This window comes from Desulfosporosinus sp. Sb-LF, assembly GCF_004766055.1.
Classification (GTDB): Bacteria; Bacillota; Desulfitobacteriia; order Desulfitobacteriales; family Desulfitobacteriaceae; genus Desulfosporosinus.
In genome coordinates, this window is record NZ_SPQR01000001.1 from 490,082 (window position 1) to 504,959 (window position 14,878).

General features: G+C 44.7%; 9 protein-coding genes. All 9 read left to right on the top strand.

Translation table 11 applies throughout. The features are described 5' to 3' along the window. Positions 1-62 precede the first annotated feature (62 nt). The 9 genes from E4K68_RS02460 to thrC all read left to right on the top strand — a co-directional run bounded on the left by E4K68_RS02460 (position 63) and on the right by thrC (position 14,867). Positions 63-1,829 (top strand): sigma 54-interacting transcriptional regulator, encoded by a 1,767-nt coding sequence (locus E4K68_RS02460; protein WP_135377131.1) that lies wholly within the window; start codon positions 63-65, stop codon positions 1,827-1,829. A 525-nt stretch (positions 1,830-2,354) separates the two neighbouring features. Next, positions 2,355-4,715: a xanthine dehydrogenase molybdenum-binding subunit XdhA gene (gene xdhA, locus E4K68_RS02465; RefSeq protein WP_135377132.1), complete on the top strand. Its 2,361-nt coding sequence runs from the start codon at positions 2,355-2,357 to the stop codon at positions 4,713-4,715. Between the two features lie 16 nt (positions 4,716-4,731). Continuing rightward, the gene (gene xdhB, locus E4K68_RS02470; RefSeq protein ID WP_135377133.1) at positions 4,732-5,613 is read left to right on the top strand and encodes a xanthine dehydrogenase FAD-binding subunit XdhB; all 882 of its coding nucleotides are present in this window, start codon (positions 4,732-4,734) and stop codon (positions 5,611-5,613) included. Next, positions 5,606-6,136 (top strand): xanthine dehydrogenase subunit XdhC, encoded by a 531-nt coding sequence (gene xdhC / locus E4K68_RS02475; RefSeq protein ID WP_135377134.1) that lies wholly within the window; start codon positions 5,606-5,608, stop codon positions 6,134-6,136. The genes xdhB and xdhC overlap by 8 nt, the downstream gene beginning before the upstream one ends. A gap of 1 nt (position 6,137) precedes the next feature. Beyond that, complete coding sequence (gene ygfK, locus E4K68_RS02480) at positions 6,138-9,191, top strand: putative selenate reductase subunit YgfK (protein ID WP_135377135.1); 3,054 nt, start codon at positions 6,138-6,140, stop codon at positions 9,189-9,191. A 410-nt stretch (positions 9,192-9,601) separates the two neighbouring features. Beyond that, positions 9,602-10,954 carry a nucleobase:cation symporter-2 family protein gene (locus tag E4K68_RS02485; RefSeq protein ID WP_199241663.1) on the top strand — a complete coding sequence of 451 codons (1,353 nt, stop codon included), beginning with the start codon at positions 9,602-9,604 and terminating at the stop codon, positions 10,952-10,954. 86 nt (positions 10,955-11,040) lie between these two features. Beyond that, positions 11,041-12,225 (top strand): NAD-dependent dihydropyrimidine dehydrogenase subunit PreA, encoded by a 1,185-nt coding sequence (gene preA / locus E4K68_RS02490; RefSeq protein WP_135377136.1) that lies wholly within the window; start codon positions 11,041-11,043, stop codon positions 12,223-12,225. A 61-nt stretch (positions 12,226-12,286) separates the two neighbouring features. Beyond that, positions 12,287-13,615: a putative aminohydrolase SsnA gene (gene ssnA, locus E4K68_RS02495; protein WP_135377137.1), complete on the top strand. Its 1,329-nt coding sequence runs from the start codon at positions 12,287-12,289 to the stop codon at positions 13,613-13,615. A 10-nt stretch (positions 13,616-13,625) separates the two neighbouring features. Further along, on the top strand, positions 13,626-14,867 hold the full coding sequence (gene thrC, locus E4K68_RS02500) for a threonine synthase (protein WP_135377138.1): 1,242 nt from the start codon (positions 13,626-13,628) through the stop codon (positions 14,865-14,867). Positions 14,868-14,878 lie beyond the last annotated feature (11 nt).

The window sequence follows — 14,878 nt, forward strand, 5'->3', positions numbered from 1 at the left end:
GTAGATAACTGTCGAAATAATTAACTTTATGATGAATAATAGTTCTTATGGGGGTAACTCGAATGGTTGAACTCATGGCCGTCAAAGACTATGCTCAACAAATAGCTGAAGCGATAGCGACCGTTGTTAAAATTGATATTGAGATTGCAGATCATAATCTGGTGCGCATTGCTGGAACAGGGAGATATCACAAGGGGGTCGGTCAGTCAATGGACCGGCAGGGGTACATCTATAAAGAGGTTTTGCGAACTGGACATCAGTTTGTTATAGAAACACCGGGAAACCATCCACTATGTGCTCCTTGTAAAGCCCGTGGAAATTGTTCGGAAAAATATGAAGTGGTCTCTCCAATTAATGTGAACGGTAAGGCAGTGGGTGCAATCGGACTTATTTGTTTTACAGAAGTGCAAGCGAAGCTTATCGAAGAAAATCAACACTCCTATCTTATTTTCCTAACAAAAATGGCTGAAACTATTGCCTTGAAATTGAAGGAACAAGAGTATTTAGCGGGTCTGGTTTCGGCCAATCACTATCTGAATTCGATAATCGACTGCTTGGAAGAAGGGTTGCTTACGGTTGATCTCGACGGCTCAGTCCTGCACTTCAACCAAGCGGCCAAGGGCTTGTTCGGTAGTTTGCTGACACCGCGAAGCAATTTAAAGACCCTATTATCCGAGCAAATTGTCGCAGATATTCTCAAGGTAGCTCGTGATCGGGACGAAATTGTTGAACGAGAAGTTCATATTGATACGAAGAAAAATCGGGTTCGAATGGTTTTGAGAGCCACACCGATTGATGGTGAAGACGGGGTAAAAAGTATTGCTGTGGTCCTGCGGTCGTTTGATGAAATTACTCGAATTGCCAATCGACTTGCTCTTCAAGATGCCAGCTATACGATTCGGGATATTTTAGGAGTCAGTGAGGCTATGTGCCAAATCCGCGAACGGGCAAAAATAGTTGCCGCGAGTATCTCGACGGTTTTGATTCGAGGAGAAAGCGGGACGGGTAAAGAGATGTTAGCCCGGTCAATTCATAATCTCAGCCCTAGACAACACGGGACGTTTATGGCGATTAATTGTACGGCTATTCCTGAATCTTTGCTTGAAAGCGAACTCTTCGGTTATGAAGAGGGTGCTTTTACTGGCGCGCGCAAAGGAGGCAAAATTGGAAAGATCGAATTGGCAAGCAAGGGGACGCTTTTCCTAGATGAAATTGGAGATATGCCGTTATTTCTACAGGCTAAAATTCTCCGTGTGCTCCAAGAACGTCAAATTGAACGAATTGGGGGAACGACCCCGATTCCAGTGGATGTCCGAGTGATTGCAGCAACTCATCGGAACCTTGAAGATATGATGGCGAAGGGTGAGTTTCGTGAGGATTTGTATTATCGGATTAATGTAATTCCTATGGATATAAAACCTTTACGTGATAGAAAAGAAGACTTAGCAATTTTATGTGAGCATTTTGTTAAAGATTATAATCAGCGGCTTAATAAAAATGTCCAGTTTTTATCAGATGGATTTCGACAGAGGTTACAAGAGTATATGTGGCCTGGCAATGTTCGTGAGCTGCAGAATGTGATCGAATATGCCATGAACTTGACAGAGGGAGCTACTTTGATTGAGGAACATTTATCCTCAAGGTTGAAACAGAATTCAATGTACGATGACCTAGGGAGTTTTAATTTAGAAAAAATTGAACGAGAAACCATCTTGCGTTGTTTTCAAAATTGCGAACCTGGTGTTCGAGGTAAAGAAAGAGCAGCGAAAGCCTTGGGAATTGGATTGGCAACACTTTATCGGAAACTAGCGCGCTATAATATTGAGTAATTTTTTGAGGTAACGAGAGCAAATACCCAATGTGAAAAGAAAATTGTGCCTGGAATTTATCAAAACGATAATATTTTTATCAATATGATAGGGGTATTATCGTTTTTAGATAGTGTATATCTAAAGAGATTGCCGGCTTGGCGGTACACTTACTGGTAGTCTTTTGTTCATAAGGAGTAATTGGGGAAGGTAAGGATATTACCTGAGAAGTGCCTTGAGAAGGGGTCGGATAGATGGTAGTCTCTGGAAGCCTTCGTAAACTTGAGTATTTTTAAAACTGCTGCATAGATTGCTATATAAGGTGTAGGCAATAAGTTGGCTTTATCACATTGATAAAGCCAACTTATTTAGTTTGACAAGAAAAGTTGAATTTTAGGCTTTTGTTACCTCGCTTACTCGTTGGCACGTATTTTGCACAGTAAAAGAGAAAGACTAGAAGAAACGTGAAATGTAGTTACTTTCTCTGACTAAAGCTACTTGGGCGGCAGAAAGATCTATTGAATGTTTGGAATGGAGGGAATTAATATGGCTTATTCAGTTGTGGGAAAAAGTGTTAAAAGAGTTGATGCTGTTGCCAAAGTGACAGGCAAGGCCAAATATACGGATGATTTTTCCGAACGGGATATGTTGATCGGAAAAATCCTACACAGTCCTCATGCTCACGCTATTATTAAAAATATTGATGTGAGTAAAGCGGAGGCGTTGCCTGGTGTAGAGGCTGTTTTAACGTACAAGGATCTACCAAGAATCCGATATGCGACGGCCTTGCCGGGTGTTATAGAGGCGATTGCCACGGATGAAGTCGATGTTGCAGAGCTCAAATACGGTACGGCAGGGCATCCTTTTTCGCTTGATGAAAGTCATAGAGACAAAGAGGACCGTCATATTTTGACGAAGAAAGCTCGCTTTGTAGGAGATAATATTGCGGCGGTGGTGGCCACGGATGAACTGATCGCCGAGAAGGCCTTGAAATTAATTGAAGTTGAATATGAAGTGTTAGAGGCTTTAACGAGCACAGACTCTGCACTCAGAGAAGGCGCCCCTTTGATTCATGATGAGAGTGAGGGAAACATCCTTGCTTCGGGTGGGTTCGCCAGGGGGGATGTGGAGGAAGCCTTTAAAGCGTCCGATCATGTCATTGAAGGAGAGTACGAAACGAGCATTGTACAGCATTGCCATATGGAAAATCAGACGTCCTATGCTTATGTGGACACGGATCGCAGAGTTGTGATTGTAACCTCGACCCAGATTCCACATATTGTGCGACGGATCGTTGCTCAAGCCTTGGGTATTTCCTGGGGCAGGGTACGTGTCATTAAGCCATATGTTGGCGGCGGGTTCGGAAACAAGCAAGATGTCTGCATTGAACCTCTAAATGCAGCTATGACCTTAGCGGTGGGTGGTCGTCCGGTGAAAATCGAACTCTCTAGGGAAGAAACTATGATTGACACAAGAACTCGCCATGCGTTTAAGTTTAAAATAAAAACGGGAATCAATAATGACGGAACCATGAATGGAATTCATATTTCGGCCATTTCTAATACGGGAGCCTATGCTTCACATGGGCATTCTATTGCAGGTAGTGCTGGAGGCAAATTCCGGTATCTCTATCCGGTAAAGTCTTTGAAATATGACCCGATTACGGTTTACACTAACTTGCCAGTTGCCGGGGCGATGCGAGGGTACGGAACCCCTCAGATATTTTTTGCGTTCGAATCCCACATTGAAGATATTGCTAAAAAACTTAACATGGATCCCATTGAGATCCGAAAGAAAAACCTAGTTGACGTCGGATATGTAGATCCGCACAGTAAGAATAAGATTATGAGTTGCGGCATCCGCGAGTGTATCGATAAAGGCAGAGAATTGATTAAATGGGATGAGAAAAAGGCCTTGTATAAACAACAAAGTGGAGAGAAACGCCGAGGGGTGGGTATGGCTTGCTTCAGTTATGGTTCAGGAACTTATCCTGTCGCCTTAGAACTTGCAAGCGCACGTATTGTTTTGAATCAAGATGGTTCGGTTCAGCTGCAACTAGGGTCGACTGAAATTGGACAGGGTAGTGATACGGTTTTTGCCCAGATGGTTGCTGAGGTACTAAGCATCCCTATGTATATGGTTCATGTGATTTCTACTCAAGATACGGACATAACCCCTTTTGATACAGGATCTTATGCATCGAGACAAACCTACGTAACTGGAATGGCGGTGGAAAAGGCTGCCCTCGAAGTTAAGGAGAAAATCCTCGAGTTCGCACAGCGCATGACGGATATTCCGGCTCACCTTTTAGATCTCAAGGATCAAACCATTGTCATTCAACAAACTGGTGAGAATGTTCTGGCGTTGGAAGTAGTCGCAATGCAGTCTTACTATGACCGAGTTCATGCCAAACCTATAACGAGTGATACCTCCAATAATGCCCGCATTAATGCAGTTCCTTTTGGTGTCACTTTTGCAGAGGTGGAAGTAGACATGAAGACTGGAAAAATCAAGGTTCTGGAGATTTTCAATGTTCATGATTCTGGTAAAATTATTAATCCACTTCTGGCGGAAGGACAAGTGCATGGCGGTGTGAGTATGGGAATTGGCTATGCTCTGTCTGAACAGTTACTCTTTGATGAAGTGACGGGTAAACCCCTTAACAATAATCTGCTGGATTATAAGCTCCCTACCATGATGGATACACCGGATATTGGGGTAGCCTTTGTAGAAAAAGACGATCCTACGGGGCCTTTTGGTGTGAAGGCACTGGGAGAACCTCCGGTGATTAGCCCAGCACCAGCTCTCCGTAACGCGGTGTTAGACGCAACGAACTTGGCATTTAATCGCATACCTATGAATCCACAACGTGTTTTTGAAGGGTTTAAAAAGGCTGGATTAATCTAGAAAAGGCGGTGATAAGATGTACGATATTAAAGGATATTATGAAGCTGAAACTGTCAATGAGGCAGTGGCATTACTCGCGGAAAACCCTAATTTGAAAATCATTGCAGGTGGGACGGATGTGCTCATAAAAATGCACGGCGGGCAACTGGAAGAGGCTGAGCTCCTGAGTCTCCGCAAGATAAAATCCCTGGAAACTATTCGGAGAGCGGAGGACGGGTCGATTGCAATCGGTTCGATGGCTACCTTTACTCGGGTTTTCAATGATCCTATTCTTCGGGAAACGATTCCTATATTAACGGAAGCGGCTATTTCCATGGGGGGGCCACAAATCCGTAATATCGCCACCATTGGCGGAAATGTCTGCAACGGGGCAACGTCGGCGGACAGTGCATCTTCCTTGTTTGCGCTCAATGCTCAGTTGAAGCTACAGAGTCAGCAAGGGGAGCGCCTTGTTCCAATCCGTGAATTTTATCTTGGACCAGGCAAGGTGGCTTTGAAACCTGGAGAAATTCTTATCGAAATCCTTATCTCTCCAGCAGACTACGAAGGATTCGGAGGGCATTATATTAAGTTTGCTATGCGTGAAGCGATGGATATAGCCACGCTTGCCGTCTCGGCCGTTTGCAAACTACAGGATGGAAAGTTTGAGGATGTTCGATTGGGACTTGGGGTTGCGGGCCCAACCCCTTTGAGGTGCCTCGAAGCGGAGGAGTATGCTAAAGGGAAAACAGTTTCCCTTGAAACGCTGTCTGAGATCGGAAAGTTAGCCGTTAAATCTGCCAAAGCTAGAACTTCTTGGCGGGCTTCTAAAGAATATCGGGAACATCTCGTCGAAGAACTCACGCAAAGAGCACTCAAAATTGCCATTGTCAACGCGGGAGGTGTGGAGCTTGTTTAAGAGAATATCTTTTACAGTCAATGGAAAAGCCTTCAATTATGAAGTGGACGTTCGGGAATCGTTGCTGGAGGTCTTGAGAAATCGTTTAGGCTACACCGGAGCCAAAAAAGGGTGTGGAGTCGGAGAATGTGGTGCTTGTAGTGTCCTTATTGACGGCGTTCCTTTCGATTCTTGCATTTATTTAGCTGTTTGGGCGGATGGAAAGCAAATTACGACCATTGAGGGCGTGGCTTCGAAAAATGGCGATTTGTCAGATGTCCAAAAAGCCTTCGTCGAAGAAGGCGCCGTGCAGTGTGGTTTTTGTACCCCTGGTCTCGTTCTAACCACTACGGCTCTGACTGAGAGCGGAAAAGACTACACCCGAGAAGAGATTAAGCGAGAACTTTCAGGTCATTTATGCCGTTGTACAGGGTATCAGGACATTCTAAAAGCAGCGGAAAAATCCTTGGAAGGGCATATTTGCACGTGCGTCGATAGCCCCCATTATAAGCAGCAACAAGCAGAGAAAGTTGAGGAGCGATAATATGAGTGACAAGATGGAACTAATTCCTTTTAAGAAACTAATTCATTGGGTGATTTCTGAATACAAACAGAATAAAACTATTTACGGTATACCTGAAACAAAATTTTACCGTAAAGCGGATGACAAGCACATTCAACTTTTTGGGGAAGTTCTCGACACTCCAGTCGGGCCAGCGGCTGGCCCACATTCCCAACTAGCCCAAAATATTATTGCATCGTATTTAAGCGGAAGTCGTTTTTTTGAGCTGAAATCCGTTCAAATCATGGATGAGTTAGAAATTCCTAAACCATGTATCCTTGCAGAAGATGAATGCTACAATACTGAGTGGTCCACGGAACTTCCAATTATGGGTGCGTTTGACGAGTATGTGAAGGCATGGTTTGTCCTTCATGTACTTCAGAAAGAGCTGTTTAAGCAAAGCGACCGTCGCTTTATGTTCAATATGAGTGTGGGATATGATCTCAAGGGGATTCAATCACCCAAAGTGGATCAATTCGTTGAAGGACTGAAAGATGCGTCTAAGACTGATATTTTCAAAGAATGCCAAGCGGCTTTACTCGAGGAACTAGGGAACTTTGAGACGGTGGATCGCGAATTTGTAGAGGGTATTTCACCTAATATTTGTTCGTCTATTACCTTATCGACCATGCACGGCTGCCCACCTGCAGAGATTGAAGCTATTATCAAATACCTACTCAGCGAAAAGAAATTGCACACGTTTGTAAAGATGAATCCGACGCTACTGGGGTATCAGTATGTGCGAGATACCTTTGATAAGATGGGCTACAACTATATTGAACTGAAAGAAGAGTCCTTTACTCATGACCTTCAGTTTGATGACGGTGTTGCTATGTTAAGACGACTTAAAGCCTTTGCTCTGGACCATAAGAAGGACTTCGGTGTTAAGATGTCCAACACATTGCCGGTTAGAATTGGTAAATCCGAACTGCCGGGCGAAGAGATGTACATGTCTGGACGAGCGCTCTATCCTTTGACGATAAATTTGGCGTTGAAATTGGCGTCTGAGTTCGATGGTGATCTAAAGATTTCCTATTCGGGCGGTGCCGATGCCTTCAATATTGAGCGGATTTTTGCAACAGGAATCCGACCGATTACCGTGGCTACAACCCTTCTAAAGCCGGGTGGGTACCAACGCTTTAAGCAACTTGCGGAAATTTTGGATTCTCAGCTAGATAATATGGAGTCGAGCAAATTAGATGTGGAAAAGTTAAAGAGTCTCGCTGAAAGTGCGTTTGATGATGCCAATCATTTGAAAGAGAAGAGAGATATCATAAATCGCAAAACGGAACTAAAGCTACCTATCACAGATTGCTTCATCGCGCCTTGTGCTGTAGGCTGCCCGATTGAACAGGACATTCCTGAATATATCCGCTTGGTGGGTGAAAAGCGTTATGAGGAAGCGTTTGATGTCGTAGTCTCCAAAAATCCGTTACCTTTCATTACTGGGACGATCTGTACTCATAATTGTATGACGAAGTGTACTCGTCTGGACTATGATGAATCTGTGCATATCCGTGGGCAAAAATTGGTCGCCGCTCAAAACGGGTATGAGGGATATATGAAGAAGATTTCTACACCTAGTTCCAAATCATCTGCTAAAGTTGGAATTATTGGAGCAGGGCCTTCTGGTCTTGCAGCGGCATATTTCTTGGCTAAAGCGGGTTTGGATGTCACCGTTTTTGATAAACGTGAAAAGGCTGGCGGTACGGTCGAATACGTGATTCCGGATTTTAGGATCTCTAGAGAAGCCATCAATAAAGATATTGAACTTATCAGGAAAATGGGTGTGAAGTTCGAGTTCGGAATTAATCCTAATTTTTCCGTGACTGACTACAAAGCCAAAGGATTTAACTACGTCTACCTTGCGATTGGGGCAGGCAAAACGAATGCTCTCGATATAAAAGGGGATACCGAAAAGGTTATGGGAGCCATTCCGTTCTTAGAAACATATAACACGAACAGGGATTCCTTAAAGCTCGGGAAGAATGTAGCAGTAGTCGGAGGCGGTAATTCGGCCATGGATGCGGCGCGAGCTGCCTTACGTGTTAAAGGCGTAGAGAATGTCTACATCATCTATCGTCGAACGAAAGAGTACATGCCAGCAGATAAAGAGGAATTACATTTTGCGACTGAGGATGGGGTTATTTTCAAAGAGCTTCTTGCTCCAATCTCTTTAACAGAGGGAGTGTTGAAGTGTCAGACGATGGAACTGGGACAACCGGATGCTTCTGGACGCAGGAGCCCGAAGGCCAAAGAAGGAGCCTTTGAAGAGTTAACGATCGACACCGTTTTAGCGGCGATTGGGGAACTGGTTGATTATGATCTTCTGAAGGATAATGGAATCAAACTTGAGGGTAAGGGTAAAATCATTGTCAATGACAAGACACTCGAGACCAGTGTCGAGAATGTCTTTGTTGGTGGGGATGCCTTAGCGGGGCCGTGGACTGTGGTCGGAGCTATTAAGCATGGTACGCAAGTTGCCAAGGCAATTCTAGCGAAAGAAGCGTTTGAATTAAATCAAGAGTTTGCTTCACGAATCTCGTTTGAGAAGGAAAAGCAGTTATTGGAAATTACTGAGAAAAAAGCAGTTATGAAGGCAGTTTGCGATAACGAAGAAGAAGCAGGCCGATGTTTAGAATGTAATAAAGTATGTGATATTTGTGCGGAGGTTTGCCCGAATCGTGCAAACCTGATGATTCCTGTTAAAGGACCTGGCTTGACTAATCAAAATCAGATCCTTCATGTCGACGGAATGTGTAATGAATGCGGTAACTGCGCGACCTTCTGTCCGTATTCAAGTGAGCCATACAAAGCTAAATTAACACTATTCTGGAGTGAAAAGGAATTCCAAGAAAGCGCCAATTCTGGTTTCGTACTCCTGAGTGATGGAGCAGAGCCGGAATTCAAACTTCGCCTTAATGAGGAAATTACTAATATTAAATTTAATGAATCTGGTAAACCGAACGTGTCCATCGATGACTCTATTGCGGCCATTATCTGGACTTCCTTCGATCAGCATCGTTATATTTTCTAAGCTTAGATTTAAGAAGTTTTCTTAGTTTATGAAGGGGTTAAGGTCCGCCTTGGCCCCTTGCTCCTTATCAATTTAGTAATATACTTATCATAGTGAGAAGAATATTGTGCGAGCTTCTTGTGAAATTAGTGCTATATGCTTGCGTTTATTGAGAGATTCTTCAGAAATCCAAATCTGAGTTTATCATTTTGAGATAAAGACTTATGATAGTGTCGGCACAAAGTCCTGTCTTGACTCGTTTGTAGTATTTTGTCTAATTGGCACGAAACTTGCATCGTTTACTGAATGGAAGCGTTAAATTGCTTCCTGACCTTGAAGTAGTGGCGGGACTTTATTCAAGGACGATGAAAAGACGGAGGTGACTGAGACTTATAGAGTTAACCCGCATTGGAAATAGAGGAGGAAAGTAAATGGCTAACACGAAAGGTTCAGTCGCCCCTGTCGATGAGATGATGCCCGCTGGAAAACTATTCATTTATGGGCTTCAACATGTACTGGCGATGTACGCTGGAGCGGTTGCGGTGCCCTTGATTATTGCTGCAGCAGCTGGTCTCTCGAAATCACAAACGGCTTTTCTAATTAATGCTGACTTATTTACCTGTGGTCTGGCTACACTACTCCAAACATTAGGTATCTGGAAAATAGGAATCAAAATTCCCGTCATTCAAGGGGTCACCTTTGCTGCGGTAACACCGATGATCATGATTGCTAAAACGGGTGGCATGCCCACAGTCTTTGGGTCTGTTATTGTAGCGGGACTCGTGACGTTCCTATTGGCTCCTTTCTTTAGCAAACTGATCCGCTTTTTCCCACCCATTGTTACAGGGAGTGTTATTACAGTCATCGGTATTTCTCTCTTGCCGGTAGGGATAGCCTGGGCTGCGGGAGGAACGGGGAATAAGAATTATGGTTCCTTAACCTTCCTAGGTGTTGCCGGTGTTGTACTTTTAACGATTCTCTTGATCAATAAACTATTCACGGGCTTTCTCGCCCATATTTCTGTTTTGATAGGTTTATGTGTCGGTCTTATAATTGCTATTCCCTTAGGACTTGTAAACTTTTCGGGAGTTTCGTCAGCTGCTTGGATCGGTATTGACACTCCATTTGCCTATGGTATGCCCATATTCGATGTCGGCGCGATCGTCGCCATGATTATTGTTATGTTGGTGGTTATGGTTGAGTCCACTGGTGATTTCCTGGCTATTGGTGAGATGGTAGGGAAAAAGATCGGCGAGAAAGAACTCACTGCGGGACTACGTGCAGATGGCATAGCTACGACACTGGGTGGCATTTTCAATGCTTTCCCCTACACTGCATTTGCACAGAATGTCGGCTTGGTGGGTTTGACGGGTGTCAAGAGTCGTTTCGTCGTTGCAACCTCAGGGGTGATCTTAGTTGTGATGGGTCTTTTCCCTAAATTAGCCACAATTATTGCCTCACTGCCGAATGCGGTGCTCGGTGGTGCAGGGATCGCCATGTTTGGAATTGTTGCTGCAAGTGGAATTAAGACGCTTGCTAAAGTGGACTTCGAGAAAAATGCTAACAATATTTTCATTGTTGCTATTAGTATCGGGATGGGTGTAATTCCAGTGGTGGATCCGAAGTTTTTCCAACTCTTTCCTAACTGGAGCCAGACAATACTACACAGTGGAATTACCTTAGGTTCACTAACGGCTATTATCCTCAATGCTTTCTTTAATGGGAGCAAAGGCGGAGAGGACGTTAAAAAAGAACTTGCAGCAAATGCAGGAATTAGAGAATAATTTTTATGGTGGGAAAGTGAGTCCTTTCCCACCTTTTCCACCTTTATAACTTAAGACAAATCCGGTGACGCGAAGGGGTTATGGAAATGCCAGTCGATTTATCGGTAGATTTTTGCGGACTTAGACTAGAAAACCCTTTTATCTTGGCTCCCTCGCCTAGTACAGATCATCTCGATCTCTTAATACAGGCTTTCGAAGCCGGTTGGGCTGGGGCTGTGTTGAAGACGGTCGCAGTAGGTTCCAATATAGTGAGTCGTGTTTTTCCTTTGGTCATGAGTATTGAACATGAGGCTGGTTTTTTAGGCCTGCAGAACATAGATCTCGTTTCTGAACATTCGGTAGAGCACATAGAACAAAACGTGAGAAGTTTAAAAAAACGTTTTCCAACTAAAATAGTAATCCCCAGTATCATGGCTAGCACCAAGGAAGATTGGCAATCCCTGGCCAAAAGGTTTGCCGATGCGGGAGCAGACATTATAGAGTGTAGTATTTGGTGTCCGCATGGAGCGGAATGGGGTTTATGTACTAGGGTTCAAGAGCCCGTTGGTACAGAGCAAATCGCTCGTTGGGTGAAGGAAGCTGTCGGAGACGTTCCCGTTGTCATCAAATTATCAGCACAGGATTCCGACATCATTGCCACAGCCGAAGCCGTACAACGTAGTGGAGCTGATGGAGTGTGTGCTATAAATACCATAAAAAGTATAACTGGCGTTAACCTAGATACCTTGATTCCTTACCCCAATGTAGCCGGGCTTTCAACCTACGGAGGCCTTTCTGGGCCAGCTATAAAACCAATTGCTTTGCGTTGTACTGCGGAGATCGCGCAAAAAGTGGATCTGGATATCGCGGGAAGCGGTGGGATTACCACTTGGCAAGATAGTGCTGAATTCCTTCTTCTTGGAGCGAGCACCTTACAAGTTTGCACTGCGGTCTTGCGTTTCGGTATAGGAATCATTGGAGAGTTTATACTAGGATTGGACGGCTGGATGGAGGAAAAAGGTTTCCAGAGTATGACGGATGTTATAGGACGTTCATTACCTTACTTAGTTGAACATTCTCAGCTTCCAAGGGGTATTCAAGTTGTTTCACATATTCGGACAGAAGACTGCGATGGCTGTGGTAGTTGTTATACCGCGTGTAGAACAGGTGGGCATGAAGCAATTGCTTTAGTCGAAGGACTTCCACAGGTTATCAGGAGTGAATGTATAGGGTGCGGTCTTTGTCGGGCGATGTGTTCCGCAAAGGCCATAACTTTAATTCGACCCGTTTGAGACATAAGGCGTAGCGTACAAAGTATTCTAGGAAAATTAATTACTAGAGAGGATGAATTCAATGCTACTAATTGGTAATGGTACAGTTTTAACCCTCGGCAAACGTAATCAAGTGATTCCAAATGGCGCCGTTCTAATTCAAGAAAGTAAGGTGCAAGAAATCGGATCAACGCAAGATCTAAAAACACGCTTTCCTGACGCGAGGTTTATCGATGCTCATGGTAAGCTGATTATGCCGGGGATGATCAATACCCACATGCATCTCTACAGCACCTTTGCTCGGGGAATGGATTCCAAAAGTAAATCACCCGAAAACTTTCGCGATATATTAGAAGGACTTTGGTGGAAACTTGATAAATTGCTTTCGCTCGAGGATGTTTATTATAGCGCACTGACTCCTTTGATTGAGTGCATCAAAACAGGTACAACGACGATTATTGATCATCATGCTAGCCCTATGGCTATCACGGGAAGCTTGTCCACCCTTGCCAAGGCGGCTAAAGAAATGGGAATTCGTGCAGCTTTTTGTTATGAGGTTTCTGATCGAGATGGGGATCAAATAGCACAAGAAGGCATTAAGGAAAATGCTGACTTCATTGCGGCTTGTCAGGCTCAGCCGGATTCCATGGTTGCTGGGATGTTTGGGCTCCATGCTTCGTTAACGTTATCAGATCAAACCTTGGCTGCGAGTAGTGAATCAGCCAAACGGCTCGGAGCAGGTTTTCATGTTCATGTTGCCGAAGGGATTGAAGATGTGGAAGACTGTCTCGCGAAACACGGAATGCGTGTGGTGGAACGTTTGAATAAATTTGGCGTCCTGGGACCCAAGAGCATCGCAGCGCACTGCGTGCATATTAATGATCATGAAATTGGACTGCTTAAGGCTTCAAAAACTCAAGTTGTGCATAACCCTGAATCAAATATGGGCAACGCTGTAGGAGTCACTCCAGTTCTTAAAATGCTAAGCGAAGGGGTCTTAGTGGGACTGGGAACGGATGGGTATACCTGCGATATGTTCGAAAGTGCTAAAGTGGAAAATGTACTCCAAAAACATGCGGCAGCCAATCCTAGTGTGGCTTGGGCTGAAGTTCCGCAAATGCTTTATGCAAATAACCCGCAGATCGCTTCAGGCCTTTTCGGCGGGACGTTCGGCGAATTGAGTGAAGGAGCATGGGCGGATGTCATCGTGGTTGATTATGTGCCGCCAACCCCCATGGATGCGAACAATTGGAGCGGACACCTTCTATTTGGCGTTTCGGGGCACTGTGTTGAAACGACGGTTATTAATGGGCGCGTGCGCATGCTCGACAGAAAACTCATAGATATTGACGAAGAAGCCATCTGTGCCCGTTCAAGGGAATTGGCGCAGGACATTTGGAAGAGAATTTGAGGTGATTGAGTTGAAAAACGTATTGGGATTACGCTGTGTTCAATGTGGCAAGGAACATCTTGCTGAGGCAGGGACGTATACTTGCCCGACTTGCGGCTCAAAGGGCGGGATCATGGATGTCGAATACGACTATAAAGAGATTAATCGACTGACCTCTCGTGAGCAAATAAGTCAATCAAAAGATAATTCCATCTTTCGCTATCTACCTTTTCTGCCGATTCGTCCTGATTCTGCCCGCCCCCATCTGAGAGTGGGCTGGAGCCCTCTTTACAAACCTCAAGGGCTGGGCAAGAGTTTGGGAATGAGTAACCTTTATATCAAAGACGATGGACAGAATCCGACCGCTTCCTTGAAAGATCGGGCCTCGATTATTGCTGTCATTAAAGCAGTCGAGGAAAAGGCCCCGACGGTTGCCGCTTCTTCGACGGGTAATGCGGCCTCATCATTGGCCGGAAGCGCTGCTGCTATGGGAATAAAATCAGTTATCTTTGTCCCAAGTCGCGCACCACAAGGAAAGATTGCCCAGTTGCTGGTCTTCGGCGCAACGGTGATCAGTGTTCAGGGGTCTTATGAAGATACCTTTAGACTTTCTGCAGAGGCGATTGATCGCTTCGGTTGGTATAATAGAAATGCAGCGATAAATCCTTACCTTGTTGAAGGTAAAAAGACGGTTGCGTTGGAAATCGCGGAGCAGTTAAATTGGGAAGTGCCTGACTGGGTGATCCTTTCCGTTGGGGACGGTTGCACCATAGCGGGGGTTTGGAAAGGTTTTAAGGATCTCTATCAAGCTGGGTGGATCGAACGCTTGCCTAAAATTGCGGGAGTTCAGTCAACAGGATGTTGTCCACTCGTCGATGCCTTCTTGGAAGATCGCCCTTGGCGTCCAAAGGAAGAGAACACAATCGCTGATAGTATTGCCGTCGGAGTGCCGCGCAACCCAGATAAGGCCTTAAACGCTGTTCGCGAATCGGGTGGTACAATGGTTGCTGTATCCGATGAGGCGATCTTGGATGCGATGCGCGAGTTAGGTCGAACTAGTGGTATTTTCGGGGAACCAGCAGGTGTGACAGGAACAGCGGGGCTTAAAGTTTTGGTGGAAAAAGGAATTATAGGAACCGATGAAAAAGTGGTTTCTATTGTCACCGGTAATGGATTAAAGGATGTAAGCAATGCAATTAAGGCTGTGGGTGAGCCCATCAAAGTCGAGCCTTCATTGAAAGAACTGTTGGTGAAGTTGGATGGCAAGATCTAAAGTATTTAGTG